Source organism: Promicromonospora sukumoe 327MFSha3.1 (genome assembly GCF_000385135.1).
GTDB classification, from domain to species: Bacteria; Actinomycetota; Actinomycetes; order Actinomycetales; family Cellulomonadaceae; genus Promicromonospora; species Promicromonospora sukumoe_B.
The window spans coordinates 168,858-194,796 of sequence record NZ_ARQM01000015.1 but is presented as its reverse complement, the minus strand read 5'-3'; the positions used below and the strand labels follow the sequence as shown (position 1 = coordinate 194,796).

At 73.4% G+C, this 25,939-nt stretch carries 22 protein-coding genes; 13 read left to right on the top strand and 9 right to left on the bottom strand.

Translation table 11 applies throughout. From position 1 onward, the window contains the following. Positions 1 to 4: 4 nt before the first annotated feature. From H291_RS0124540 to H291_RS0124530, 3 genes are read right to left on the bottom strand one after another with little or no spacing between them, the layout of a single operon-like run. On the bottom strand, positions 5 to 892 hold the full coding sequence (locus tag H291_RS0124540) for an ABC transporter permease (RefSeq protein WP_020017680.1): 888 nt from the start codon (positions 890 to 892) through the stop codon (positions 5 to 7). Continuing rightward, positions 889 to 1,842: an ABC transporter permease gene (locus H291_RS0124535; RefSeq protein WP_020017679.1), complete on the bottom strand. Its 954-nt coding sequence runs from the start codon at positions 1,840 to 1,842 to the stop codon at positions 889 to 891. Before H291_RS0124535 ends, H291_RS0124540 begins: the two co-directional genes overlap by 4 nt. A gap of 11 nt (positions 1,843 to 1,853) precedes the next feature. Next, a complete protein-coding gene (locus H291_RS0124530; RefSeq protein ID WP_020017678.1) occupies positions 1,854 to 3,506 on the bottom strand; it encodes an ABC transporter substrate-binding protein in 1,653 nt (550 codons plus the stop codon). A 163-nt stretch (positions 3,507 to 3,669) separates the two neighbouring features. Between H291_RS0124530 and H291_RS0124525 the strand changes: the two genes are divergently transcribed. Continuing rightward, a complete protein-coding gene (locus H291_RS0124525; protein WP_084468410.1) occupies positions 3,670 to 5,016 on the top strand; it encodes an Nramp family divalent metal transporter in 1,347 nt (448 codons plus the stop codon). Between the two features lie 118 nt (positions 5,017 to 5,134). On the opposite strand, the gene H291_RS34700 is transcribed toward H291_RS0124525, so the two are convergent. Further along, complete coding sequence (locus H291_RS34700; RefSeq protein WP_033327901.1) at positions 5,135 to 6,319, bottom strand: glycosyltransferase; 1,185 nt, start codon at positions 6,317 to 6,319, stop codon at positions 5,135 to 5,137. Beyond that, on the bottom strand, positions 6,316 to 7,248 hold the full coding sequence (locus H291_RS34695; protein ID WP_051109628.1) for a DMT family transporter: 933 nt from the start codon (positions 7,246 to 7,248) through the stop codon (positions 6,316 to 6,318). Before H291_RS34695 ends, H291_RS34700 begins: the two co-directional genes overlap by 4 nt. Before the next feature lie 127 nt (positions 7,249 to 7,375). On the opposite strand from H291_RS34695, the gene H291_RS0124510 reads away from it, so the two are divergent. Genes H291_RS0124510 through H291_RS0124500 form a run of 3 tightly spaced genes read left to right on the top strand, consistent with a single transcriptional unit; the run spans position 7,376 to position 10,686 of the window. After that, the gene (locus tag H291_RS0124510) at positions 7,376 to 8,401 is read left to right on the top strand and encodes an alpha/beta fold hydrolase (RefSeq protein WP_020017674.1); all 1,026 of its coding nucleotides are present in this window, start codon (positions 7,376 to 7,378) and stop codon (positions 8,399 to 8,401) included. Further along, complete coding sequence (locus tag H291_RS0124505) at positions 8,398 to 9,456, top strand: glycosyltransferase family 4 protein (RefSeq protein ID WP_020017673.1); 1,059 nt, start codon at positions 8,398 to 8,400, stop codon at positions 9,454 to 9,456. Before H291_RS0124510 ends, H291_RS0124505 begins: the two co-directional genes overlap by 4 nt. A 39-nt stretch (positions 9,457 to 9,495) precedes the next feature. Continuing rightward, positions 9,496 to 10,686, top strand: a complete 1,191-nt coding sequence (locus tag H291_RS0124500; RefSeq protein ID WP_020017672.1) for an acyltransferase family protein — start codon at positions 9,496 to 9,498, stop codon at positions 10,684 to 10,686. A 36-nt stretch (positions 10,687 to 10,722) separates the two neighbouring features. Here H291_RS0124500 and H291_RS0124495 read toward each other — a convergent pair whose 3' ends face one another. Continuing rightward, positions 10,723 to 11,550, bottom strand: a complete 828-nt coding sequence (locus H291_RS0124495) for an RDD family protein (RefSeq protein WP_020017671.1) — start codon at positions 11,548 to 11,550, stop codon at positions 10,723 to 10,725. 89 nt (positions 11,551 to 11,639) lie between these two features. Between H291_RS0124495 and H291_RS0124490 the strand changes: the two genes are divergently transcribed. The 6 genes from H291_RS0124490 (at position 11,640) to H291_RS0124465 (ending at position 18,399) form a co-directional block, all read left to right on the top strand. Continuing rightward, positions 11,640 to 12,629 carry a stage II sporulation protein M gene (locus tag H291_RS0124490; RefSeq protein WP_020017670.1) on the top strand — a complete coding sequence of 330 codons (990 nt, stop codon included), beginning with the start codon at positions 11,640 to 11,642 and terminating at the stop codon, positions 12,627 to 12,629. A 112-nt stretch (positions 12,630 to 12,741) separates the two neighbouring features. Then, complete coding sequence (locus H291_RS0124485; protein WP_020017669.1) at positions 12,742 to 13,962, top strand: DUF7544 domain-containing protein; 1,221 nt, start codon at positions 12,742 to 12,744, stop codon at positions 13,960 to 13,962. Position 13,963: 1 nt separating this feature from the next. Next, entirely contained in the window at positions 13,964 to 14,671 is a 708-nt protein-coding gene (locus H291_RS0124480; protein WP_020017668.1) for a DUF4129 domain-containing protein, read from the top strand. Further along, on the top strand, positions 14,668 to 15,948 hold the full coding sequence (locus tag H291_RS0124475; RefSeq protein ID WP_020017667.1) for a DUF4350 domain-containing protein: 1,281 nt from the start codon (positions 14,668 to 14,670) through the stop codon (positions 15,946 to 15,948). Before H291_RS0124480 ends, H291_RS0124475 begins: the two co-directional genes overlap by 4 nt. Then, entirely contained in the window at positions 15,945 to 17,039 is a 1,095-nt protein-coding gene (locus H291_RS0124470; RefSeq protein ID WP_020017666.1) for an AAA family ATPase, read from the top strand. Before H291_RS0124475 ends, H291_RS0124470 begins: the two co-directional genes overlap by 4 nt. Before the next feature lie 7 nt (positions 17,040 to 17,046). Further along, a complete protein-coding gene (locus H291_RS0124465) occupies positions 17,047 to 18,399 on the top strand; it encodes a DUF58 domain-containing protein (protein ID WP_020017665.1) in 1,353 nt (450 codons plus the stop codon). Positions 18,400 to 18,457: 58 nt separating this feature from the next. Here the strand turns inward: H291_RS0124465 and H291_RS0124460 are convergent, their stop codons facing one another. Then, positions 18,458 to 19,141: a response regulator gene (locus H291_RS0124460; RefSeq protein ID WP_020017664.1), complete on the bottom strand. Its 684-nt coding sequence runs from the start codon at positions 19,139 to 19,141 to the stop codon at positions 18,458 to 18,460. Then, the gene (locus H291_RS0124455; protein WP_232216167.1) at positions 19,138 to 20,538 is read right to left on the bottom strand and encodes a sensor histidine kinase; all 1,401 of its coding nucleotides are present in this window, start codon (positions 20,536 to 20,538) and stop codon (positions 19,138 to 19,140) included. Before H291_RS0124455 ends, H291_RS0124460 begins: the two co-directional genes overlap by 4 nt. A gap of 195 nt (positions 20,539 to 20,733) precedes the next feature. Between H291_RS0124455 and mtrA the strand changes: the two genes are divergently transcribed. Genes mtrA through H291_RS0124440 form a run of 3 tightly spaced genes read left to right on the top strand, consistent with a single transcriptional unit; the run spans position 20,734 to position 24,949 of the window. After that, entirely contained in the window at positions 20,734 to 21,414 is a 681-nt protein-coding gene (gene mtrA / locus H291_RS0124450) for an MtrAB system response regulator MtrA (protein ID WP_026366090.1), read from the top strand. A 32-nt stretch (positions 21,415 to 21,446) separates the two neighbouring features. Further along, entirely contained in the window at positions 21,447 to 23,219 is a 1,773-nt protein-coding gene (mtrB, locus tag H291_RS0124445; protein ID WP_232216166.1) for an MtrAB system histidine kinase MtrB, read from the top strand. Next, positions 23,219 to 24,949 (top strand): LpqB family beta-propeller domain-containing protein, encoded by a 1,731-nt coding sequence (locus H291_RS0124440; RefSeq protein WP_020017660.1) that lies wholly within the window; start codon positions 23,219 to 23,221, stop codon positions 24,947 to 24,949. The genes mtrB and H291_RS0124440 overlap by 1 nt, the downstream gene beginning before the upstream one ends. Before the next feature lie 136 nt (positions 24,950 to 25,085). Here the strand turns inward: H291_RS0124440 and hpf are convergent, their stop codons facing one another. Then, positions 25,086 to 25,754: a ribosome hibernation-promoting factor, HPF/YfiA family gene (gene hpf, locus H291_RS0124435; RefSeq protein WP_026366089.1), complete on the bottom strand. Its 669-nt coding sequence runs from the start codon at positions 25,752 to 25,754 to the stop codon at positions 25,086 to 25,088. Positions 25,755 to 25,939: the final 185 nt, after the last annotated feature.

The window sequence follows — 25,939 nt, the reverse complement described above, 5'->3', positions numbered from 1 at the left end:
GCACTCACTTACGGTCGGTGGACGGGTCGAGGGCGTCGCGCAGGGCGTCCCCGAGGAGGTTGAAGCCGAGGCAGATCGCCACGATGGCAAGTCCCGGGAACAGCGCGGCGGTGGGCGCGCGGCCCAGGTACTGCTGCGCGTCCGAGAGCATGATGCCCAGGCTCGGCGTGGGCGGCTGGATGCCGAGGCCCAGGAACGAGAGCACCGCCTCGCCCAGCACCGCCGCCGGCATGATGACCGTAGCCTGCACGATGATCGCCGAGAGGCAGTTGGGCAGGATGTGCTGCGCGAGGATCCGCGGGCCCGACGCGTCCATCGCCGTCGCGGCGAGCACGAACGGGCTCTCCTTGAGGCGCATCGTCTCGGCGCGCACCACGCGCACCATGGTCGGCACCTGCGCGATGCCGAGCGAGATCGCCGCGCCGGACAGGCTGGGCCCGTTGATGGCGGCCAGCCCCACCGCGAGGATGAGGAACGGGAACGCGAGCGTCACGTCGGTCAGGCGCGAGACGGGTGCGTCCAGCCACCGGTAGTACCCGGCGGCGAGCCCGAGCGGCGTGCCGACGACGACGGCGAGGCCCACCGCCACGACGCCCACCATGAGCGAGGCGCGGATGCCGTACATCATCCGGGACAGGATGTCGCGGCCCAGGTCGTCGGTGCCGAGCGCGTACCCGACGGTGCCGGGGAGCTGGAACGGGGCGTCGAAGTGCACCTCCGCGGGCCCGTGCGGGGCCAGCAGGGGCGCGAGCAGCCCGGCGAGCACCACCACGGCGAGCATCGCGGCGCCGGTGATCGCCTGCGGCGTGCGCAGCCGGGACAGCAGGCGCCGCGGCCCGACGACGGCGGGCGCGGGCTCGGGCGAGAGATCGCCGTGCTCGATGACGGTCATGAGCGGCCTCCCACTCGGATGCGCGGGTCGATGACGGAGTACAGGACGTCCACGGCCAGGTTGACCAGCACGTACCCGACGGTGGTGAGCACCACGACGGCCTGGATCACGGGGTAGTCGCGCTGGAAGACGGCGTCGAGCGTGAGCTTGCCGAAGCCGGGCAGCGCGAAGATCTGCTCGGTCACCACGGCCCCCGAGATGAGGCCGCCGAGCTGGAGCCCGGCGATGGTGACCACGACGATCAGGGAGTTGCGCAGCCCGTACCGCAGCAGCACCCGGGTGCGGCCCAGGCCCTTGGCGCGGGCCGTGCGCACGTAGTCGGTGCGCATGGCCTCGATCATGGAGGCCCGGGTCTGCCGCATGATGACGGCGGCCAGGCCCGTGCCGAGGATCAGCGCCGGGAGGGTCAGGTGCACCACCCAGCCCACCGGGTCGTCGGTGAGCGGCACGTAGCCCGACGCCGGGAACAGGCCCAGGCCGATGCACAGGTACACGATCGCGAGCATGCCGAGCCAGAAGTTGGGCACCGACAGGCTGGTCAGGGCCGCGGCGTTCGCGACCCACTCGGGCCAGCGCCCGCGGTACCGCTCGGCGAGCAGGCCGAGCGCCACCCCGGTCACGACGGCGACGACGATCGCGTAGAGCGACAGCCAGAGCGTCACCGGCAGCGTGGCGCCGATCATGCTCGCGACGGAGGCGCCGGTGCGGGTGGACTCGCCGAGGTCGCCCGAGACGACCTCGGCGAGGAACCGCCCGTACTGCACCCAGACCGGCTGGTCCAGGCCGAGGTCGGCGCGGATCATGGCGAGCCGTTCCGGCGTGGCCTCCTCGCCCGCCATCGCGAGCGCGGGGTCGCCGGGCAGCATGCGCACGCCCAGGAAGATGACCATCGACGCCAGCAGGAGCGTCACGGCCGACTGGCCGAGGCGGACGAGGAGGTAACGACGCATCGTGGGTGCTCTCAGCCCTCGGCCGGCTCGACGAACGCGGCGTTGCTCAGCCGCACCACGCCGTCGGCGTAGGTGGAGATGCCCGCCACCTCGTCGGCGTGGCCGGTCATGCTGCGCGTCCGGTAGAGGTAGATGATCGGGTTGTCCGCCTGGACCTTGGTCACGACCTGGCCGTACAGCTCGGCCCGCTCGGCCGGGTCGATCACGGTGGCGGCCTGCGTGAGCAGGTCGTCCACCTCGGGGTCGCTGTACCCGGAGTAGTTGTTGCCGGCTCCGGTGGACAGGAAGTTGAACATGTTGCCGTGCGGGTCCACGCGGCCCGACCAGCCGAGCTGCAGCAGGTCGAAGTCGCCCTGCTCCTGCACCTCGAGCAGCGAGGAGTACTCGACCGGGACGATGGTGAGCTCGAACCCGCCGTCGGCCACGGAGGCCTGGACGGCCTGCGCCAGGCGCAGGGTGTCGGGCGTGTTGGTCACCTTGATCTCGATCTTGTACGGCACGTCCGCGCCGGCCTCCTCGAGGAGCGCCTTGGCGCCCTCGGGGTCGTACTCCGGGCAGGCCTCGCTCGCGTCGCTGCTGAACGGGGACGCGGGGGAGATGGGGGAGCAGGCCGGGTCGTACCGGTCGTTGAACACGGACTTCACGAGCTGCTCGCGGTCCACGGCCATCGACAGGGCCTGGCGCACGCGCGGGTCCGTGGCGATGGGGGTGTCGATCTCCCCGGGCGGTGCGCCGACGCCGTCGGTGTTGCCCACGTTGACCGTCATGGCCTGGTAGCCGAGCGAGCCGACCTCCAGCAGGCCGACGCCGTCGGCGGACTCCAGCTCGGCCAGGTCCTGGGTCGAGAGGGAGTCGGCGACCTGGACGTCGCCGGAGCGCAGGTTGGCCGAGCGGATGCTGGCGTCGGTGATGATGCGGTAGGTGATCGTGTCCAGGTGCACGTTGTCGGCGTCGTAGTACAGCGGGTCGCGCTCGACCGTGATCGACGTCTGCGGCACGCGCTCGACGAACTTGAAGGCGCCGACGCAGACGGGGTGCTCGCCGAAGTCGTCACCCGCCTTCTCCAGCTCCGTGGGCGACATGATCATGCCCGCGCGGTCGGCCAGGACCGCGGTGAGCGGGGCGAACGGCGTCTCGTAGGTGATCTCGACCGTGCTGTCGTCGACGGCGGTGACCTCCTCGACCGGGCCCAGCTCGCTGCGCCGGGAGGAGTCCTCCTTGGTGAGGTGGCGCTCGATCGAGGTCTTGACGGCCTCGGCGTCGAACGGCGTGCCGTCCGCGAACTGCACGCCCTCCATGATCGGGAACGTGACGGTGAGCCCGTCGTCGGAGACCTCGGGCAGCTCGGTGGCGAGCATCGGGACGATCTCGCCCGACTCGTCGATGTCGTAGAGCTTCTCGCACATCGTCTCCATGACGTAGCGCGTGTAGAGCGACGACGAGGTGGTCGGGTCGAGCACGTCGGGCTCGGCCGACAGGGCCATGACGAGGTCGCCGCCCTCCTCGACCGTGCGGCCGTCCAGGGTAACGCCGGTGACGTCGGCGGTCTCCTCGGCGGGGGCGGAGGTCTGCACCTCCTGACAGCCGGACAGGACGAGCGCCGTGGCCAGGAGGCCGGCGGCGGGGGCGAGTGGGCCGCGCAGCCGCGGCAGTGGTGTGCGCACTGGAGAATCCAATCCGGGTCTGAGAGGGACGATTGCATACAATCACTCAGACAGGGTCGTGTGTGTATGCAATGGATTGCAGTCCTGTTAAACCTCTGTGACACGGTCCGGGGCGGGTGCGCGTCCCTTTTGGGCGGGTGAAACGCATGGGTACAGTCACGCCATGGAAAAGGACAATGAGGTCACTTCACAGGGGTTTCCAGGAGATCGGCTGACCGAGGACCAGCGGACGTCCGGCGACGAGGCCGGTGTCCGGCAGGGCGAGTCCCTGGAGAGACCGCGCTGGCGGATCATCGGCCCGGGCCTGGTCGTGGCGGCCACCGGCATCGGCGCCGGCGACCTGGTCGCCACGATGGTCGCGGGCAGCAACTACGGGTACGCGCTGCTGTGGGCGGTGATCCTCGGCGTCGTCGTCAAGATCGCGCTGGTCGAGGGCGCGGGCCGCTGGACGCTCGCGACCGGCCGCACCATCTTCGACGGCTGGAAGTCGCTCGGCCTGTGGGCCGTCGTCTACTTCGGCGTGTACGTGGTGGTGTGGGGCTTCAGCTACGGCGCCGCGGCGATGTCCGGCGTCGGCCTCGCGCTGAACGGCCTGTTCCCGGTGCTGGAGGTGCGGTACTGGGCGATGGCCGCCGGCGTCGCCGGCCTGCTGCTGGTCTGGTTCGGCAAGTACAAGCCGTTCGAGAACGTGATGGCCGTGCTCATCGGCGTCATGTTCGTGACCGTGGTGGGCTCGGCGGCGCTGACGACGCCCAACCTCGGCGAGATCGCGGCGGGCCTGGTGCCGATCATCCCCGAGGGCGCGGTGCTGAACACGCTCGGCCTGGCGGGCGGCGTCGGCGGCACCATCACGCTGGCCGCCTACGGCTACTGGCTCACGGAGAAGGGCTGGGACACGCCGCGCTGGATGCGGGTCATGCGTCTCGACAACGCGTGGGCGTACTTCATGTCGGGCGTGTTCGTGATCGCCATGCTGATCGTCGGCTCCGAGCTGCTGTACTCGGCCGGCCTCGCCGTGGCGGACGGCGAGCAGGGGCTGGTCGACGTCGCCGACGTGCTCGCCCAGCGCTACGGGGCGTTCATGGCGCCGCTGTTCCTGGTCGGCTTCTTCGCCGCGACGTTCTCGTCGGTGATCGGCGTCTGGCACGGGGTGTCGCTCATGTTCGCCGACTTCGTGGCGACCATGCGCAACCTGCCGGCCGACGACCGCCGCCGGGGCGCGGGCGGCACCTACTACCGCTGGTACATCCTGTGGCTGACGTTCCCGCCGATGGCGCTGCTGTTCCTCGACAAGCCCATCCTCCTGGTCGTGGTCTACGGCGCGCTGGGCTCGCTGTTCATGCCGTTCCTGGCGCTCACGCTGCTGTTCCTGATGAACAGCAAGGCCGTGCCGCAGCAGTGGCGCAACCGCTGGTGGGTCAACGTGATCCTGGTGCTGGTGGCCGCGATGTTCCTGGTGCTGGGCGGCAACGAGCTGGTCAAGGCGGTGGCCCCGGTCTTCGGGGGCTAGCCCATCGCGGGTCGAGCTTGTCGCCCTCGCGGGTCGAGCCTTCGCGGGTCGAGCTTGTCGAGACCAGGGTCTCGACAAGCTCGACCAGCGACGGCGGGGCTCGACCAGCGACAGCGGCTCAGGCCGCCGCAGGGGTGGCGCGCGTGGCGTGCACCTTCTCGTAGATCTCGGCGAACGCGTCCAGCGTGCCGTCCACGGCGTGCGCCGCGACGAGCTCGCGGCTTGCGGCGCCCATGCGGTGGCGCAGGCCGGCGTCGGCCAGCAGGTCGCCCAGGCGGTTCGCCAGCTCGCGCACGTCGCCCGGGGTGTAGAGCCAGCCGTTGACGCCGGGGCGCACCAGGTGCGGCAGCGCCATCGCGTCGGCGGCCACGACGGGCAGGCCCGAGGCCATGGCCTCCAGGGTCACCAGGCTCTGCAGCTCGGCCACACCGGGCATGCAGAACACGTCGGCGGCGGAGTAGGCGGCGAGCAGCTCGTCGTCGGGCACGTAGCCGCGGAACCGGACCCGGCCCGCGACGCCGGACTCGGCGGCGAGCGCAGCCCACTCGTCGGCCTTCGCGCCGGTGCCGACGATCTCCAGCCGGCCGGGGAGGTCCGCGGGCAGCAGGGCGAAGGCGCGGATGATCTCGTCGACCCGCTTCTCCTGGTCCAGTCGCCCCACGAACAGCACGGTGGGCTCGTCGCGCCCCTCGCGGACGGAGGTCGTGTACCGGTCGGTGTCGATGCCGTTGGACACGGGGATCGCGTGGCTCAGCCCGGCGTGCTGCGCCAGCAGGTCGACGGCGCGGGGCGTGGGCGCGGTGACGACGTCGGCCTTCGCGTAGACGCGGCCGATGTCCTGCCAGAGCCAGCGGCCGACCCGGCGGTGCATCGCGCCCGGCACCAGCAGGTAGCCCACGAGGTTCTCCGGCATCAGGTGGTTGGTCGCCACGATCGGCAGGCCCGCGCGGTGCGCGGTGTCGACCAGCGCGCGGCCCACGATGAAGCTGCCGTTGGTGTGCACGACGTCGGGCCGTACCTCGTCCAGGATCTCCGTGACCGCGCGGCGCGTCTCCCAGGGCAGGGAGATCTGCAGGTTGTGGTGCGTCGGGTACCGGCTGGACCGCAGCCCGTGCAGGACGACGCCGTCACGCACCTCGCGCACCGGCTTGCCCGTCGGCGACGGGGCCACCACGTGCACGTCGTACCCACGGCCGGCCAGTCCCGTGGCCAGGCTGCCGGCGAACCGGGCGGCGCCGTTCACGGCGGGCGGGTAGGTATCGGCGCCGATCAAGATCGTGCGGGGAGTACCAGGCAGGTTCACTGTGCTGTACCTCTCGATGGTTCGGGAAGTCTCGAAGGGTTGCTGCGCGCCGCGCGGGCCGCGACGGCGTCTGGGTGGAGCCGGGCAAGGACGAGGACCCCGGCGGCCGCGGCGGTCGCCGCCCCGCCGAGGAGGAACCAGGTGCCGACCGAGGTGTCGGCCCCCTCGCCGAGGAGCACCGCGCCGAGCAGCACGGCGACGATCGGGTCGACGACGGTCAGGCAGGCGACCACGACCTCGGGCGGGCCGGCGGGGTAGGCCTGCTGGACGAGCCAGCCGCCCAGCACCAGCGCCGCGACGGCGCACGCCGCCGTGCCGAGCACCTGCGGGTCGTACCACTGCGTGCCGCGCGCGAGCTCCTGGAAGACCACGCGCATCAGCGCGGAGAGCAGGCCGAACGCGGTGGCTCCCGCCGTCGCGCAGGCGACGCAGCGCAGCCAGCCGCCGATCGCGAGGCCGGCCGCACCGAGGGCGAGAACGACGCTGCCGACGACCAGGATCGTCGGCAGGGTGGAACCGGGGGGCGGCGGGTTGCCCGAGGTGGCGCTGACCGAGGCGGCCACGAAGACCGCGACGCCCGCCATGGTCAGGGCCACGCCCAGCAGCACGCTGCGGCCGGGCGCGCGCCGCAGGCGGAGCGAGGAGAGCAGCACGGCCACGGGTACCGCGAGCACGCCGATCGGCTGGACGAGCCGGAGCGGGGCCAGGGCCAGCGCCACGGCGTGCACGATCGTGCCGCCCGCCGCGAGCCCGAACCCGGCCAGCCAGCCGGGCCGCCGGGCGATCCGGCTGAGCCGGCGCAGCGACATCACGCGCTCGCGGGGGTCGGGTTCTCCGTAGAGGTCGGCCACCTCGCGGTGCTGCAGGACTGCTGCCCCGGCGAACAGGGCGGCGCCGAGCACGGCGAGGGCGACCGCTATGGCTTGCATGGGACAACGGTGACGTAAGGATGCCCTTCTCCGCCACCAGGTTTCCCCCCGTAATGACATGGGGGTTTTCCCCCATCTTTCTCGGACCCCTCCCGTGACCGTCCCTCGAGTGCTTAGGGTCAGCGCGATGAACACCGACACGCACCCGCGCGACAGCGCCGCGTCGCCGCCCGGGACAGCGCCTGGGGCAGGGCAGGTTCCGGGCCACGCGGCGCCGGGCACCTCCCCGCAGAAGGCACCGTACGCGGGACTGGTCGCGGCCACACCCGCGCGCGACGCGGACCTCGAGATCCGGGGCGTCCGCGCCCACGTCCGGGTCTACGGCGACCCCGCCGCGCCGCACCGGATCGTGTTCCTGCACGGGCTGCGGGGCGACCACCACGGCCTGGAGCCGATCGTCGCGCACCTCGTGCGGCGGCGTCCTGACGTGCAGGTATATGTGCCCGACCTGCCCGGGTTCGGGGGGTCCGCGCCGCTTCGCGACGGGGTGCACGACATCCCCGGCTACGCCGCCTGGACCGCCGAGCTGCTGACCGCGCTCGTGCCCGAGGGGGACGCCGTGCTGGCGGGCCACTCCTTCGGCTCGATCGTCGCGGCGGCCACGGTCGCGGCCGAGACGCCGGACGCGCCGGCCCTGCGGGGGCTCGTCCTGGTGAACCCGATCGCGACGGCGGCGCTCGCGGGACCGCGCCGGGCGCTGAGCGCGGTGACGGTCGGGGTGCACCGGCTCGCCGCCGCGCTCCCGGAGCGGGTGGGCACGGGGCTGCTCCGGCACCCGGTGTTCACGCGCGTGGCGAGTGTGGCGATGGTCACCACGGACGACCGGGTCCTGCGGCGCTGGATCCACGCCGAGCACGACCGGTACTTCTCCGGGTTCGCGGACCGGCGCACGCTGCTCGAGGCGTTCCACGCCTCGGTGGGCACGGACGTCTCCGGCTACGCGCCGGCGATCGGCCTGCCGACGCTCCTGGTCGCCTCCGAGAACGACGACGTCGCCCCGCTGCCGTCCCAGCGCGTGCTGCAGGGCCTGTTCGCCGACGCACGGCTCGCCGTCGTGCCGCGGGTGGGTCACCTGACGCACTACGAGGCGCCGGACGCCGTTGCCGAGCAGGTCGAGGCGTTCCTGGCGGGCCTCGACGGGGCCGCGTCGTGACGGGGCCCAGGATCGTCGTCGACTGCCGGTACCTGCGGGTCGGCCGGCACGACGGGATCAGCCGCTACACCGCCGGCATCGTGACGGCGCTGGCCCGGCTGCACCCCATCGAGGTGCTGGTCGACGACGAGCGCCAGCTCGACCACCTGCCGGCCGGGCTGCCGTGGCACCTGGTGAGCGCACCGACGAGCTGGCGCGAGCCGTTCGTGGCCCGGCAGGTGCGCCGCACGGGTGCCGACGTCGTGTTCAGCCCCATGCAGACCATGGGCACCTGGGGCCGGGACTACCGGGTGGTGCTGACCCTGCACGACCTCATCTACTACCGGCACCCCACGCCCCCGCGGAACCTGCCGGCACCCGTGCGCCTGCTGTGGCGGGCGTTCCACCTCGCGTGGTGGCCGCAGCGCGTGCTGCTGAACCGGGCCGACGCCGTGGTGACCGTCTCGGAGACCACGCGCGACCTGATCGCCGCCCACCGGCTGACCCGCCGCCCGGTCACCGTGGTGCCGAACGCGCCCGACCCGGTGCCGGACCTGCCCCGCACGGAGCGGACCCGCTCGCTGGTCTACATGGGCTCGTTCATGCCGTACAAGAACGTCGAGCTACCGGCGCGGGCCATGGCGCACCTGCCCGGGTGGGAGCTGCACCTGATGAGCCCCGTCACGGCCGAGCGGCGGGCGGCGCTGACGGAGCTGGCGGGGCCGGGCACGCTCGTCTTCCACGACGGCGCCTCCGACGAGGACTACCGCGACGTGCTGCGCGGCGCGACGGCGCTGGTCTCCGGCTCGCGCGACGAGGGTTTCGGCCTGCCGCTCGTGGAGGCGATGACGCTCGGCACGCCCCTGGTGGTCAGCGACATCCCGGTGTTCCGCGAGGTCGGCGGGGCGGCGGGCGCGTACGTCGACCCGGACGACGTCGACGGGTACGTCGCCGCCGTCCGCGCGCTCGACGACCCCGAGACCTGGGCCGAGCGGTCGGCCGCCGCACGGCTCCGAGCCGCCGGCTACGACTGGGACACCTCGGCCAAGACGCTCCTGGCCCTTCTGCTAGGGTGATTTTGACCGTTATCTTTCCGTGATCTAAGGTCGGCGGCGATGACCCGTCCTGACGAGAGCCTGACCGCAACCGTTCCCGAGGCGAGCCCTGCGACCACGGGGGCCCCACGCCGCAAGGCGACCGGCCGGCTCGTGGCCATGGACGGCCTGCGCTTCGGCGCCGCGGCGGCCGTGCTGCTCTACCACTTCACGGCCACCTCGACGGTGACCAGCTACTGGGGCGCCGACCCGGATCGGGCGTTCCCGCTGCTCAACGAGGTCACGCGGTACGGGTGGCTGGGCGTCGAGCTGTTCTTCGTGATCTCCGGGTTCGTGATCCTGCTCAGCGCGGACGGCCGGGGGATCGCGGGCTTCGTCGCCTCCCGCGTGGGCCGGCTCTTCCCCGCGTACTGGGCGTGCATCGTGCTGACCGTGGGGCTGCAGCAGTTCTGGTCCGGCGGGCGGCAGACCAGCCTGACCGAGACCCTGGTCAACCTGACGATGGTGCAGGACCTCTTCGACGTCACGGGCGTGCAGGTCGTGTTCTGGACCCTGCTGGTGGAGCTGAAGTTCTACCTGCTGGTCTTCGTGGTGCTGGCGTTCGGGCCGCTCACGCGCAACCGCGTGCTGGCCTTCGCCACGATCTGGCCGCTCGCGGGCTGGGCCGCGCAGGAGTTCGGTGCCCACTGGCTGGCCGACTGGCTCGTGCCCGTCTACGCCCCGTACTTCGCCGTCGGCATGCTGCTGTTCCTCGCGTACCGCGACGGGTTCGACCTGGTCACCAGCACGCTGCTCGTGGGCGGCCTCGTTCTGTGCGTCATGCGGGTGCAGGAGGCCGCCGGCCGCGCGTCCGACCTCCAGGGCGTGGCCGTGAACCCCGTGATCGCCGTGATGATCATGCTGGCCAGCGTCGTGGCCGTCTGGGCCACCACACTGCGCGGCAGGAACGCCCCACCTCGTAGGGTCGCGGCCGTGCTGGGCACGGTCGGCGCCCTGACGTACCCCGTCTACCTGGTGCACACGCAGTTCGGGTACGCCGTCATCGACGTGCTGGCCCACGAGACCACGCGCACGGTCGCGCTGGTCGCGGCCGGCGCGCTGAGCCTCGTCCTGGCGGTGGCCATCCACTACGGCGTCGAGCGGCCGACGTCGACCCGGCTGCGCCGGGCGGTGCAGGCCGGGCTGCTGCGCTGCTCCGCGGCGCTGCGCTCGAAGGGCCTGATGCGGGCCTGGGACGACGTCCGCACCTGACGGCGTCCCACGACGTCCGCGCCCTGCCGGAAGGCGTCAGCGGGGCGGGTCGGCGACCGCGAACGGGAGCCGGTGCAGCAGCTCGGCCTGCTCCTGCGCCCGCTTGCGCTCCCGCTGGCCCGCACCGAGCTCGCGCTCGCGGCGCTCGGCCAGGACCGCGTGCAGGAACGCCTCGGGGTGCGTGCCCGGCGGCGGCCCGGGGGCCACGTACGGCTCGATGCGGCCGGCCAGGTCGTCGGCGAGCCGCGCCCGGGACTCCGGGGCCAGGCGCGCGGCGCGGCCCAGCATCTGGCGGGCGGCCAGGGCCAGCCCGTCCGGCAGGCGGCGCATGTCCGCCGTGCGGGCCCACGCCGCGAGGGACTGCGGCATCACGATCGGGGCCGAGACCGGCTTGCCGCCCCGCACGCGGACCGCGTACGTGCCCGCCGCCAGGTCGCCGAGGCGCTTGCCCTTCGCGTTGGACAGCGAGGCGATCGCGGCGACGGCGCCGAACGTCAGCCACAGCTCGATCACGCCGATGAGCGCACGCACCAGGGCGTGCCGGAACCTGACCGGGCCGCCGTCGTCGCGCACCACGCGGATGCCGCACGCGAGCTTGCCGACGGAGCGGCCGCGCGACAGTGTCTCGACCGTGACCGGGACGGCCACCATGACCACGACGTTCGCCAGGACGTAGACCACCATCGCGATGTCCTCGCCCAGCACGGCGTTCTCCAGGAACCAGACCGCGCCCACGATCAGAACGGCGGTGACGACCACGCCGATCACGAGGAAGTCGAGCATGGCGCCCATGGCGCGCGTGATGAACGAGGCCGGGCGCGCGTCCAGCACCACGCCCTCGCCGATGACGATGCCGTCCTGCACGGTTCCTCCGGTCGGGTGGGTCTGGTCGGATGAGTCTGCTGGTGCGGGCCTCGGGACGTACCGCGGTCCCTGTGCGGCAGACTACCGTCGTGGACATCGACGCCTTCACCGCCGTGCACGCCGCAGAGTGGGACCGCCTCAAGGAGCTCTCGTCCCGGCGCCGCCTCGACGGCGCCGAGTCGGACGAGCTGGTGCGCCTGTACCAGTCCGTGGCCACGCACCTGTCGACCGTGCGCTCGGCGGCGCCGGACCCGGCGCTCGTGACCCGGCTGTCCGACGTGCTCAACCGGGCGCGCACCCGTATCGCCGGGTCGCACGAGCCCGCCTGGCGCGAGGTGGTGCGGTTCGCCGTCGTGTCGCTGCCCGCCGCGTTCTACCGGATCCGGTGGTGGTCGCACGCCGTGACGGCGGCCTGCCTGCTCGTCGCGATCGTCGCGGGCGTCTACATCGCCTCCGACACCGACGCGATGAACGCGATGATGCCGCCGTCGGCGCAGGAGAACTACGTCAACGAGGCCTTCGCCTCCTACTACGACCCCGGCATCGGGTTCGCCGCCGTGGTGTGGACGAACAACGCCTGGATCGCGGCCCAGGCCGTGGCCGGAGGCATCACCGGCCTCTTCACCCTGAACGTGCTCTGGCAGAACGCGGTCCAGATCGGTGCCACCGGCGGCATGATGGCCGCCCACGACGAGCTCGACCTCTTCCTCACGCTCATCGCGCCCCACGGCCTGCTGGAGCTGACCTGCATCTTCGTGGCGGGCGCCGCGGGCCTGCGGCTGTTCTGGACGCTCATCGACCCGGGGCACCGCAAGCGGTCGGTCGCCATGGCCGCCGAGGGCCGCGCCCTGATCACCACGGTCATCGGGCTCGCCGTGGCCCTGGCCGTCTCCGGCCTCGTCGAGGGCTTCGTGACCGGCTCCGAGCTGTACTGGTGGCTCAAGATCGTGATCGGCGCGATCGTCCTCGCCGCGTTCTGGACCTACGTGTACGTGCTGGGCGGCCGGGCCGTCCGGGCCGGCGCGTCCGGCGACCTCGCCGAGCACGAGGCCGGCGCTACGGTGGTTACAGCCGGGTGACGGTTGCGTGGCGACCCGCCCGGGCCCACGAATTACGCCACCCCGTGTCGGTGCCCCGTACTAGGGTTGCGGCGCACAGGCACGACCCCAGACGACATCCGGAGCACGCCCCATGACGACGCCCGAGAGCGCACCCGACCAGCCGGCGCAGCCGACGCCCCCGCAGTCCGGAGGGTCCCAGCCCGCCGGCTGGGGCGAGCCGCCGCGGTACGGGCAGTACGCGCCCGGGTACGACCCGTCCGCGCCGCAGGCGCCGGGGCAGCCCCAGTACGGCACGCCGCCCGCCGGGCAGTACGGCCAGACCCAGTACGGGCAGACCCAGTACGGCCAGAGCCAGTACGGGCAGCAGGCGCCCGGGGGAGCGGTCCCGGGCTACCGGCCCGCCGCCGACAAGCCCGGCATCGTCCCGCTGCGCCCCCTCACGCTCGGTGAGCTGTACGACGGCGCGTTCGGGGCGGTACGGCACAACCCCGCCGTCACGCTCGGGCTCACGGCGATCATCGTCATCGTGGCCGTCGCGATCGGCACCCTGATCAGCATCCCGCTGACCACCTGGTTCACCGACCTGTTCGGCAGCGTCTTCGCCGCGGCCGGGAACGACCCGATGCTCGACGAGATGGGCCTCACGCAGGACATGCTGGGCGTCACCTACGGGTCGCTGCTCGGCACCGGGCTGCTGCTCACGCTCGCCACGCCGCTCGCGATGGGCGTCATGGCCATCTCCGTCAGCGACTCCGTCATCGGGCGCAAGATCTCGGTGTCCGACGCCTGGCGGCGCGTCGCCAAGCGGGCCTGGTTCCTGATCGGCTTCTCGCTCCTGTCGACCCTCGTCATGATCGTGGCCTACACCCTGGCGGTCGGCATCGTCGTCGGGCTCTTCGCCGTGGACCCCACGATCGGCGTGGTCGGCGTGTTCCTCGTGCTCGCCGCGCTCCTGGTGGCCGGCGTCTGGGCGTTCACCCGCGTGATCCTGGTCCCGCCGGCGCTCGCGGTCGAGGGCGGCGGCTTCTGGGCCACGTTCACGCGCGCCTGGAAGCTGACCCGCGGCACGTTCTGGCGGGTGCTCGGCATCTACGTGCTGACCTCGATCATCCTCAGCGTGATCGGTCAGATCGTCGCGCTGCCGATCGGCGCGCTGATGGGCGTCGCGATGATGACGGCCAGCGACGCGGCCATGGCCGCCGGCTACGGGCTCACCTACGTGATCACGGGCGGCATGAGCATCCTGTTCCTCGGCGGCGTCGTCGCCCTGCTCTACATCGACACCCGGATGCGTCGCGAGGGACTGGACGTGCAGCTGCAGGCCGCGGCCGCAGCCGCGGCGGACAAGTGACATGAGGGCCGATCTGCCCGTCGTCCCGGACCGGGACACCGCACGCGAGTGGCTCACCAGCGAGCTGCAGCGACCCGAGTACGCGGAGCGTGAGTCGCTGCTGTCCCGCCTGATCCGCTGGGTCCTGGACTGGCTGAGCGGCATCGACTGGCCCGACACGGCCATGTCCGGGCCGCAGCTCGGGATCGTCATCGCGGTCGCCGCCGTGCTCGTCCTGGGGATCGCCTGGCTGGTGGCCGGGCCCGTGCGCCTGGGCCGCGACCGGGCGGGCTCCGCGGAGGTGCTCGACACCGACGACGCCCGCACGGCCGCCCAGATGCGCGGCGCGGCCGACGCCGCCGCGGCGTCGGGCGACTGGAACAAGGCCGCCGCCGAACGTTTCCGGGCCGTGGTCCGGTCCCTGGAGGAACGCGTGATCATCGAGCCGCGCCCCGGCCGCACGGCGCAGGAGGCCGCGGGCGACGCGGGCGAGCGCCTGCCCGGTCAGGCCGCCGGCCTGCGCTCCGGCGCCGACCTGTTCGACGGCGTCGAGTACGGCGACCGGGTCGCCACGGCCGCGGACGACGCCGCCCTGCGGGAGCTCGACGGCCAGGTCGCCGCCGCCCGGCCCGTGGCCGTGTCCGGGGGTGGTCCGGGCAGCGGGACGGGCACCGGCGCGGAGCCGGACGGCACCGCGCGCGCCGACGGGCAGCGCGAGGTGTCCGCATGACCGCGCAGCTCCCGGCCCCGCCCGCCCCGACGCCGCCGTCCACGGTGGCCGCGGCGCCCACGGGGCCGGTCGACGAGCCGCCGGTGGTCATCGGCGACGACACCAGCGGGCGGTCGCGCGCCGCGAGCCGGTGGCGCCGGGCACGCTGGCCGCTCACGGTGCTCGGCATCGTCGCGCTGTTCGTGCTGTTCCTCGCGGTGGTCCGCACACCGACGTCCGCCGACCCGTACGCCCCGGACAACCCGGAGCCGAACGGGGCCATGGCAGTGGCGGAGGTGCTGAAGGACCAGGGCGTGCAGATCACCCACGTCACCTCGGTGGCCGACGCCGTGGCCGCCGCGGGCAAGGACAGCACGCTGCTGATCACGCCCAACCCGTCGTTCTTCGCCGACGACCAGATCTCGGCGCTGAACCGCACGGGCGCCGACCTGGTCGTGCTCCAGCCCGACTACAGCATGGTCGCGGGCGTGAGCCAGGACCTCCTTGACATCACCTACGGCGAGCAGCCCGAACCCACGCAGCCGCAGTGTGCCGACCCCGCCGCGCAGGCGGCGGGCGCGGTCACGCTGACGCCCGGCCTGTACGACGCGTCGGGCGGCTCCGACAAGGTCCGCCCGGTCCTGTGCTGGCCGGACGACACCGGGGCCTACGCCTACGCGCGGCTGGACTTCCCGGACCGCTCGGTCACCGTGGTCAACGACCCCGCGGTGGTCCGCAACGGCTCGGTCGTGGACGAGGGCAACGCGGCGCTCGCGCTGTGGATGCTCGGGCAGAACGAGGACCTCGTCTGGCTGGTGCCGAACCCGATGGACATCAGCACCGGCGGGGACACGCCCACGCCCGCCGAGCGCGGCCAGGTGAACGCGCTGATGCCGCCCGGTTCGGCGCCCGTCGCCCTCGTGGTGGTGCTCGCCGCCGTGCTGCTCGCGTTCTGGCGCGTGCGCCGCATGGGCCCGCTGGTGGTCGAGGACCTGCCGGTGCTCGTCCGCTCCGCCGAGGCCACCCGCGGCCGCGCCCGGCTGTACCGGGCGGCCCGTGCCCGCGGGCACGCCGCCGCTGGCCTGCGGGCCGCGTCCGCCGACCGGGTCGCCACGCGCCTCGGCCTGGCCCGGTCCTCCGATGCCAACACCGTGGTCGACGCCGTCGTGGCCGCCACGAACCGCCCGTCGCAGCAGGTGGCAGACCTGCTCTACGGCCCACCGCCCGCTGACGACGCCGCGCTCGCCGAGCTCGTGCGCCGACTCGACACCCTGGAGAGCGAGGTCCACCGACCGTGACCGAACCAGCCTTCCCCGAACAGCCCGCCGCGCAGCCCGCGGAGCCGACGTCCGACCGGACCGTGCAGACCGTGCCGGTCGACGGCCAGGCCGACGCCGAGCCCGCGCCGGCGTCCGCCCCGAGCGTTCCGCCCGCGCCGTCGCAGGAGCTGCGCTCCGCCCTGGCGGCCGTCCGCACGGAGGTGGGCAAGGCCGTCGTCGGGCAGGACGCGGCCGTGACCAGCCTGCTCATCGCGCTGCTGTGCCAGGGCCACGTGCTCCTGGAGGGTGTGCCGGGCGTCGCCAAGACGCTGCTGGTCCGCACCCTGGCCGCGGCGCTGAAGCTGGACACCAAGCGCGTCCAGTTCACGCCCGACCTCATGCCCGGTGACGTGACGGGCTCGCTCGTCTACGACGCGCGCACGGCCGAGTTCTCGTTCCGCGAGGGCCCCGTGTTCACCAACCTGGTGCTGGCGGACGAGATCAACCGCACGCCCCCGAAGACCCAGGCGTCCCTGCTCGAGGCGATGGAGGAGCGGCAGGTCTCCGTGGACGGCACGCCGCGCCTGCTGCCCGACCCGTTCCTCGTCATCGCCACCCAGAACCCCGTCGAGTACGAGGGCACCTACCCGCTGCCCGAGGCCCAGCTCGACCGGTTCCTGCTCAAGCTGGTGCTGCCGCTGCCCGAGCGGGACCAGGAGGTCGAGGTCCTGGCCCGGCACGCCGCCGGGTTCGACCCCCGCAACCTGGCCGCCGCCGGGGTCACGCCCGTCGCCGACGCGAGCGTGCTGGAGCGCGCCCGCGCCGAGGTCGCGCTGGTCCAGGTGTCGCGCGAGGTGCTCGGCTACGCGGTCGACGTCTGCCGCGCCACCCGGTTCTCGCCGTCGCTCTCGCTCGGCGTCTCGCCGCGTGGCGCCACCGCGCTGCTGCGCACGGCGCGGGCCTGGGCGTGGCTGTCGGGCCGCTCGTTCGTGACGCCCGACGACATCAAGGCGCTGGCCCACCCGACGCTGCGGCACCGCGTGCAGCTGCGCGCGGAGGCCGAGCTGGAGGGCGTCACCGCCGAGGGCGTGCTGGACACGGTGCTGGCCTCCGTGCCCGTGCCGCGCTGAGGGCCGCATGGTCGTGACGTGGCGGGCCGCCGCCCTGATGGGCCTCGGCGTGGTGCCCGTGCTGATCTGGCCGGCCAACGGGACGGTGCTCATCTGGGCCACGGTCGTGGTCCTGGCCTGCGTCGCCGACGTCGCCCTGGCGGCCTCGCCGCGCCGGGTGGCGGTGCAGCGGCGCGTGCCGGGCTCCGTCCGATTGCGGTCCGAGGCCACCAGCGAGCTCGTGGTCCGCAACGCCTCGGGCCGGCGCCTGCGGGCCGTGGTCCGGGACGCGTGGGGGCCTTCGGCCGGCGCCGGCCCGGGCCGGGGCCGGTCCGAGCGGGTGCGCCCGGCCGCGGGCGGCCCGGGCCGGCACCACGTGGACCTGCCCGACGGCGAGGCCGCGCGGCTGCCCACCACCCTCGTGCCCACGCGGCGCGGGGACCGGGCCGCCGGCGGCGTGACCGTCCGCAGCCTCGGGCCGCTGGGCCTGGCCGGCCGGCAGGTGACTCTGCCGGTCCCGGGCCGCCTGCGGGTGCTGCCCGAGTTCGCCAGCCGCAAGCACCTGCCGTCGCGCCTGGCGCGGCTGCGCGAGATGGACGGTCGGGCCGCGGTGCAGATCCGCGGTGAGGGCACGGAGTTCGACTCGCTGCGGGAGTACGTGGTGGGCGACGACGTGCGCTCGATCGACTGGCGCGCGACGGCCCGGCGGCGCGAGGTCGTGGTGCGCACGTGGCGTCCCGAGCGGGACCGGCGCGTGCTGATCGTGCTCGACACGGGCCGCACGGCCGCCGCCCGGGTGGGCGCCGCGGAGTCGACGGGCGCCCCGCGCCTGGACGCCAGCATCGAGGCGGCCCTGCTGCTCTCGGCGCTGGCCGGCCACGCGGGCGACCGCGTGGAGCTCGTGGCGTTCGACCGCACCGTGCGGGCGCGGGTGGCGGGCGCGGCCGGGCCGCGTCTCATGCCCGCGCTGGCGGAGTCCCTGGCGACCGTCGAGCCCGTGCTGCTGGAGACGGACTGGCCGGGCGTCGTGACGCAGGTGCGCACGCGCATGACCCAGCGCGCGCTCGTGGTGCTGCTGACCACCCTCGACCCGGCGGCCGTGGAGAACGGCCTGCTGCCCGTGGTGGACCAGCTCGCCCGCGACCACACCGTGGTCGTCGCGTCCGTCGCGGACGAGGAGGTGGCGGGCCTGCGCGCCGGCCGCGAGACGGTGGCCGAGGTGTACGACGCTGCGGCGGCCGCCCGCGGCGACCTGGAGCGCACCGCCGTGACCACGATGCTGCGCCGCTACGGCGCCGACGTGGTCGAGGCGCTGCCGGACGACCTCGCGCCGCGCCTGGCCGACGAGTACCTGGCGCTCAAGGCGGCCGGCCGGCTCTGACGTCTGCCACCGGATGCCGGACGCCGGGTCCGGGGCCGCTGCCCCGGACCCGGCGCGGTCAGACCCCGAGGTGCCGCAGCACGGCCAGGACCCGCCGGTGGTCGGCGGCGTCCTGCGGCAGGTCGAGCTTGGTGAAGATGGCCGCCACGTTCTTCTCGACCGCGCCGTAGGACAGGTGCAGCGTGTCGGCGATCGCCCCGTTGGACCTGCCCTGCGCCATCAGGCCCAGCACCTCGCGCTCGCGCGCCGACAGGCGTTCCAGGGCGACGTCCTGCCGGGCGGTGCCCATGAGCTGCGTGACCACCTCGGGGTCCAGCACCGTCTCGCCGCGCGCCACGCGGCCGAGCGCCGCGACGAAGTCGCGCACGTCGGCCACGCGGTCCTTGAGCAGGTAGCCCACGCCCCGGGCGTCCCCGGCCAGGAGCAGGCTCGCGTACCGGGTCTCCACGTACTGCGAGAACAGCAGGACCGGCAGCTCCGGATGCCGGGACCGCAGGTTCAGCACGGCCCGCAGGCCCTCGTCGGTGAAGGTGGGCGGCATGCGGATGTCCGCGACGACGACGTCGGGCAGCGACTCCTCGCGCGCGACGCGGGCCACCTCGCGCTCCAGCGCGGCGCCGTCGGCGACGGTGCGCACCGCGTGGCCCCGGCGCGTCAGGAGCGCGGCGAGGCCGTCGCGCAGGATCGCCGAGTCCTCGGCGAGCAGCACGCGCAGGCCCGCGTCCGGCGTCGGGCCGGTCATGCCGGGCCGGCGGGGCGGGCGGTGGGCAGGGTCACGGTGACCACCGTAGGCCCGCCCACCGGGCTGGACAGGTCGAACGTGCCGTCGACCGACCGCACCCGCTCGGCCAGGCCCGCCAGGCCCGACCGCTGCCCCGAGCCGTCGGGCGCGACGACCTCGGCGCCGCCGCGGCCGTCGTCACGCACCCGGATGCGGAGCGCGGCGTCGGGGCCGCCGGCCCGCTGCACCGACTCGACCAGCACGTACACCCCGGAGGCGCGGGCGTGCTTGGCCGCGTTGGTGACCAGCTCGGCGACGCTGAAGTAGGCGATCGACTCCAGGGCCGGGACCAGGCGGCCGTCCGCCTCGACGCTCGGGTCCACGTCCACGGTGACCGGCAGGGCCGACCGCGCGGCGAGCGTCTCGAGGGCGACCGCGAGGCCGCTGTCGAGCGCCGGCGGGTGGATGCCCCGGGCCAGCTCGCGCAGCTCGGTGAGCGCCTCCTTGGTCGACGCGTGGGCCGTGTCGACCAGCTCGGCGGCCTGGGTGACGTCGCCGCCCTCGGTCAGGTGCTCGCGCGCCTCGCCGAGCTGCATGGCGACGGCCACGAGGCGGGCCTGCGTGCCGTCGTGCAGGTCGCGCTCGATGCTGCGCAGGCGGGCGTCGGCGTCCTCCACGGTGCCGGTGCGGGACCGCTCCAGCTCGGCGACGCGCAGGCTCGCCCGGGTCGGGCTCAGCAGGCCGGCGGTGAGCACCCGGAACAGCAGTGCGAACATCCGCGTGATCCACGGCCAGCAGAAGAACAGCACCAGCCCCGCCAGCGCGGCCAGCGCGATGCGCGGCGGCGTGTCCAGGAAGTAGTCGGTGCCGAACGAGGCGCCCCGGTGGAGCGTGCCCTCGCTGTCGGGCTGCGTGGGCAGGTACCGGTACCAGATCCCGTAGGTCAGAGCGCCGAGGCCGGTGAACAGGATCGTGGTGCTCGTGACGAACGCGATGATCGCCAGCGGGAACGTGACCAGCATGAACAGCAGCGCGCGCCAGCCGGTGGCGTCGCCGATCAGGGAGCCGACCGTGCGCCAGAAGCCGCGGGGCCGCACGTACGGCGCGGGCGCGGCGACCTCGAGGTCGAGCAGCTCGCGGGCGAGCCCGCGGTACACGGCGCCCCAGCCGCGCCCGCCGAGCACCACGGCGCCGGCGACGAAGAGGCCCACCACGGTCACGGCGATGCCGACGGTGAAGCTCACGGCGAAGATCGTGTAGGTCAGGGCGAACGGGGCCAGCAGGAGCACGAGCGTGAGGTAGCCCTGCTCCCGCCAGGTGCGGCCCGAGAACGGTGCGGTCAGGAAGTGGGGACCTGGCCGGGCGGCGCCGCCCGGGACGGCTCCGGCCGTGAGCCGGTCGACGGTCATGGTTGTCATGGTGCCAGGTTCGCCCCTGCGGGTGCGCCCGCGACATGGGGTCGACCGCCCGATCTCGCGGGGGTTGTCCCCCGTATCCCGTGCGGCTTCCCGCAACGTGGCCATTCGCCCCGAACCGGGTGAACCTGCGCCGAACACGCCAGGTAGCGGCCCGCGAGGACGGGTTTACTGGACCAGGCTGGCACACTGGAGGGCATGAAGGTACGAGTTCTTGTCGTCGACGACGACACAGCACTGGCGGAGATGATCGGCATCGTCCTCAAGGGTGAGGGCATCGAGGCGATCTTCTGTGCCGACGGGGACTCCGCGCTCGGAATGTTCCGGACCCACCAACCCGACCTCGTGCTGCTCGACCTCATGCTCCCGGGCAAGGACGGCGTCCAGGTCTGCCGCGAGATCCGCGCCGAGTCGGGCGTGCCGATCATCATGCTCACGGCCAAGTCGGACACACTCGACGTCGTGGTGGGCCTCGAGTCCGGCGCCGACGACTACGTGTCCAAGCCGTTCAAGCCCAAGGAGCTCGTGGCCCGCATCAAGGCGCGCCTGCGCCGCAGCGAGGACCCGGGCCCGGAGCGGCTCGTGGTGGGCGACGTCGAGATCGACGTCACCGGCCACACCGTCATGCGTGACGGCGAGCGCATCGCGCTCACCCCGCTCGAGTTCGACCTGCTCGTGGCGCTGGCCCGCAAGCCGTGGCAGGTGTTCACGCGCGAGGTGCTGCTGGAGCGCGTGTGGGGCTACCGGCACAGCGCCGACACGCGCCTGGTCAACGTCCACGTCCAGCGCCTGCGCTCCAAGATCGAGCGTGACCCGGAGAACCCGGAGATCGTCCTGACGGTGCGCGGCGTCGGTTACAAGGCGGGCGCGACCCGCTGATGCCGTCCGGCCTGGTCACACGGCTCCGCCGGGTGGTCTCACGGGCCCGGGTGGTCACGGTCCGGGCCACCCGGCGCGGGGTCGCGCAGTGGCGCTCCTCGCTGCAGCTGCGTGTCGTCACCACGGCGCTGGCGATCGGCCTCGCGGCCATCGCGGTGCTGGGGCTGTACCTGTCGACGTCGGTGCGGGACGGGATCTACGAGCAGCGGCTCGCCGCGATCGACCGCGAGGCCGCGGCGCTGACGACGAAGGTCTCGGAGAACTTCTCGAACGCCGCGACGACGTCGAACGGCGACCTGCAGAGCCTGCTGAACGACACGGTCTCGACGCTGACCGCCACCAGCGGCTCCACCGCGCAGGCCTACTTCCTGCTGCAGGAGCCGGGCGGCACCGCGCAGGTGTCCGACGTCGTGTCCCGGGGTGACCTGACGGACGTCGTCATCACCGACGAGCTGCGCCAGGCGAACGTCGCCTCGGAGGACGACCAGGTGCTGCAGGCGGTCGGCATCCCGTCGGCCGTCGATCCCGCCGTGGTCCGGCCCGGCGTGATCGTGGGCTCGACCGTGCAGGCCGCGCCGGACTCGCGCTTCGAGATCTACTACCTCTACTCGCTGGAGCCGGAGCAGGAGACCCTGTCGTTCGTGCACCGCGTGCTGCTCGCGGGCGGGTTCGGCATGCTGGCGCTGCTCGGCGTCGTGACCTGGACCATGGCCCGGCAGACGGTGACCCCGGTGACCCGGGCCGCCACCGTGGCCGAGCGGCTCGCCGAGGGGCACCTCTCGGAGCGGATGCCGGGCGCGCGCGGCGCCGACGAGATGGCGAGCCTGGCGCGGTCGTTCAACGAGATGGCCGAGAGCCTGCAGGACCAGATCCGGCGCATGGAGGAGCTCTCCGCCATGCAGCGCCGGTTCGTCTCCGACGTCTCGCACGAGCTGCGCACGCCGCTGACGACCATCCGGATGGCGAGCGAGATCATCCACGAGTCACGCGACCAGATGGACCCGGACACCAGCCGCTCCGCCGAGCTGCTCCTGGGCCAGATCGACCGGTTCGAGTCGCTCCTGGCGGACCTGCTGGAGATCAGCCGCTTCGACGCCGGTGCCGCCGTGCTCGACGCCGAGCGCCGCGACCTGCGCGACCTGGTCATGTCCGTGGTGGAGCAGGCCGCCCCGCTCGCGGAGACCAAGGACGTCCGGGTCTCGGTGCGCCTGCCCGACGCCGACGCCTCGGCCGACTTCGACCCGCGCCGGATCGAGCGCATCCTGCGCAACCTCGTGGTCAACGCCATCGAGCACGCCGAGGAGCGCCCGGTCGAGGTGACCGTCGCGCAGGACGACCGCGCGGTCGCGGTCGTCGTGCGGGACTACGGCGTCGGCATGACCAAGCAGGAGGTCGAGCACGTCTTCGACCGCTTCTGGCGGGCCGACCCGGCGCGCGCCCGCACCACGGGCGGCTCGGGGCTGGGCCTGGCGATCGCGCTCGAGGACGCGCACCTGCACGCGGGCCGCCTCGACGCGTGGGGCCGGCCCGGGCAGGGCGCGAGCTTCCGCCTCACGCTGCCGCGCAGCGCCGGCGTGCAGGTGGGGGAGCCGCCGGTGACGATGGCGCCCGCGTCCCACGAGCCGGGCGTCCGCACCGGCCAGATCCCGGTGGTGCACCCGTCCGCGGGCCCGACGCCGACGCAGATCCCCGACCTGTACAGCGAGCCGGACGAGCACGCGGAGCCGGACGAGCACGCGGAGCCGGACGAGCACGGTCCGGAGGCCGGACCGAGACCGGTGCCGAACGACCTGGAGGTGCACTGATGCGCAGGCCCGGAAACGCGGCGGCCGCCGCCGTCGTCGCGCTGGTCGGTGTCCTCGGGCTGGGCGCCTGCGCGCAGATCCCGACGTCGGGGCCGGTCCGGGTGGGCAACGCGCCCGTCGAGACGCAGGTCGACATCGCGTTGCTGCCGCAGGGCCCCGTGCCCGGCACCGACCCGCAGACGCTCGTGTCGGGCTTCCTGCAGGCCACGGCCGCGGCCGCGACGTCGCCCAAGGAGTTCCAGACGGCCAAGGAGTTCCTGACCACCGACGTCGCGCAGACCTGGGAGCCGGAGGAGGCGGTGCGCGTCGTGCGCGAGGAGCCGATGCCGGAACCCTTCGAGGACGAGATCGAGCTCGGGAGCACCGACACGGTCGAGATCGTCGTCCGGGCGACGACCATCGCGACCGTCGACAGCGTGGGCGCGTACACCGAGGCCGGCAGCCCGCGAGAGGCCCCCTACAAGTTCACCGTCGTGAAGGTCGGCGACGAATGGCGGATCTCGGCCCTCGACAACGGCGTGCTCGTGCCCGCGAACCTGTTCTCGAGCTCGTACCGGGCGACGCGCCTCTACTTCCCGAGCGCGAGCGACATCAAGACCCTGGTGCCCGACCTGCGCTGGTTCCCGCGCCGCGCGTGGCAGACGGTGGCCGTGAAGGAGATCCTGGCCGGGCCGCCCGAATGGCTCCAGGGCGCCACGCAGACCCTGGTGCCGGAGGGCACCCGGCTCCAGTCGCCGTCGGTGCCGGGCCGGAACGACGCCGACAGCGTCGCGATCCGGCTCAGCGAGCAGATCAGCTCCGTGCAGGCCGCCCAGCGCGCGGTGATCGCCGCCCAGTTCTCCGCCACCCTGTCCGAGGGTGCGGGCCGCGTGATCCAGGTCGAGCTGTACAGCGACCAGAGCAGGTTGTCCGTCGACGCCGCCGAGGTCGACCTGCCGGCGACGATCGCCCAGGCGATCGTGCTGAAGGACGGCGACCTGTACCGGGTGGAGGACGGCCGGCTCGTGGAGCACGACATGTCCGTCGACCTGTCGGGGATCGACCCGACCGCGCTCGCCGTCAGCCCCTCGACGACGCCGACCGTGGTGCGCGACGGCACCGACCAGATCGTTAACCTGTCCCTCGACGAGGGCGAGGGTCCCGTGCCGATCCTGGAGGGCACGGACCTGGCGGCGCCGTCGGTGGACAAGTTCGGCAACACCTGGACCAGCGGCGGGCAGGGCGAGCTGCAGGTCTCGACGGACACGCTCGACGTGGTCAAGATCGAGCCCGAGTGGCTCAGCGGCCGCCGCGTGGTCAGCGTGTCCGTGTCGCCGGAGGGCGCGCGCATCGCGGTCGTCAGCGAGACGCCGTCCGGCCGGCAGGTGCAGGTGGCGGGCGTGGTGCGCGACGCCCAGCACACCCCGGTCAGCCTCGCGCCCGCGCTGACGGTGGCGGCACCGGTGGCCGACACCGTCGACGCCCGCTGGGGCGGGCTCACCACGCTCGCACTCCTGACCCGGGACAGCGAGGACACGACCACGGTCTGGACCTCGGGTGTAGGTGGTCAGGCCAGCACCGGCGGCCAGTCGCGCCAGGTACCGGGGCTCGCCGACGTCGAGCAGATCGCGGCGGGCGTGAACGACCACGGGATCCTCGTGGTCACCAGGGAGGGCGACCTGGAGCACGAGGAGACCGGAGTCTGGCAGCCGATCGCCGAGGACGTGGACCTCGCGTCCTACCCGGGCTGACCCAGAAACCCGCGGGTCCGCCGGTCCGCTGGCCCGCCGGTCCGTCCCGGCGCACGGCAAGGGCGAGGCGGAACCGCTGTACGGTTCCGCCTCGCCCCTTGCGTCCTACCGGGCCTTCGGCGCGGCCCGGCCTCGGCTACGCCAGGTCGGTGACCGGGGCGCCGCCGCACGGGTTGTCGAGCTGGATCACACCGAACGACCAGCCCTTGCGCTTGTAGAGCACAGAGGGGCGCGACGTCTCCTTGTCGATGAAGAGGTAGAAGTCGTGGCCCACCATCTCCATCTCGTACACGGCGTCGTCGAGGGTCATCGGGTCGGCGTGGTGCAGCTTCTGCCGGATCACCACCGGCGAGTCGCCGATCGTGGTCTCCACGGAGTCACCCGGCGCGGCCAGCGCTGCCGGGGTCGAGATCTGGGGCTCGGGTCCGTCCTCGGATCCGGCGTCGGTCAGGATCTCGTCGAGGGTACGGACGTCCACGGGTGCGAGCACCTTGTTGTTCCGGTGGTCCTTGCGACGGTCCCGGGCTCGGCGCAGTCGTTCGTTCAGCTTGTCGATGGCGAGGTCCAGGGCACCGAAGCGGTCGTCCGCCGCTGCCTCGGCGCGGATCACCGGGCCCTTCGCGCGCAGCGTGAGCTCGACGCGCTCGCGGTTCTCGGAGAGCCGCGGGTTGTTCTCGTGCGTGACTTCCACATCCACCCGGCGTACGTACGGGGACAGCAGCTCTACCTTGGCGAGCTTGTCCTCCACGTGCTGGCGAAAACGGTCTGCCACGTCCGTGTGCCTGCCGACAACGACAATTTCCATGTGCGTATCTCCGCTCCGGGAACACTGGGCCACGCCGTCCCTTGCCGGCGGCGCGCGCCCGTCTCTACTGGGTCTGGCACCCCCTGCTGGTGCCGGGCACGAACCACCTCCCGTCGCGTGCGGCCGACGACTTCGTCGGCCCTCGGATCCTGCGTGGGACGTTCAGGCTAACGCCGTCACCTGAG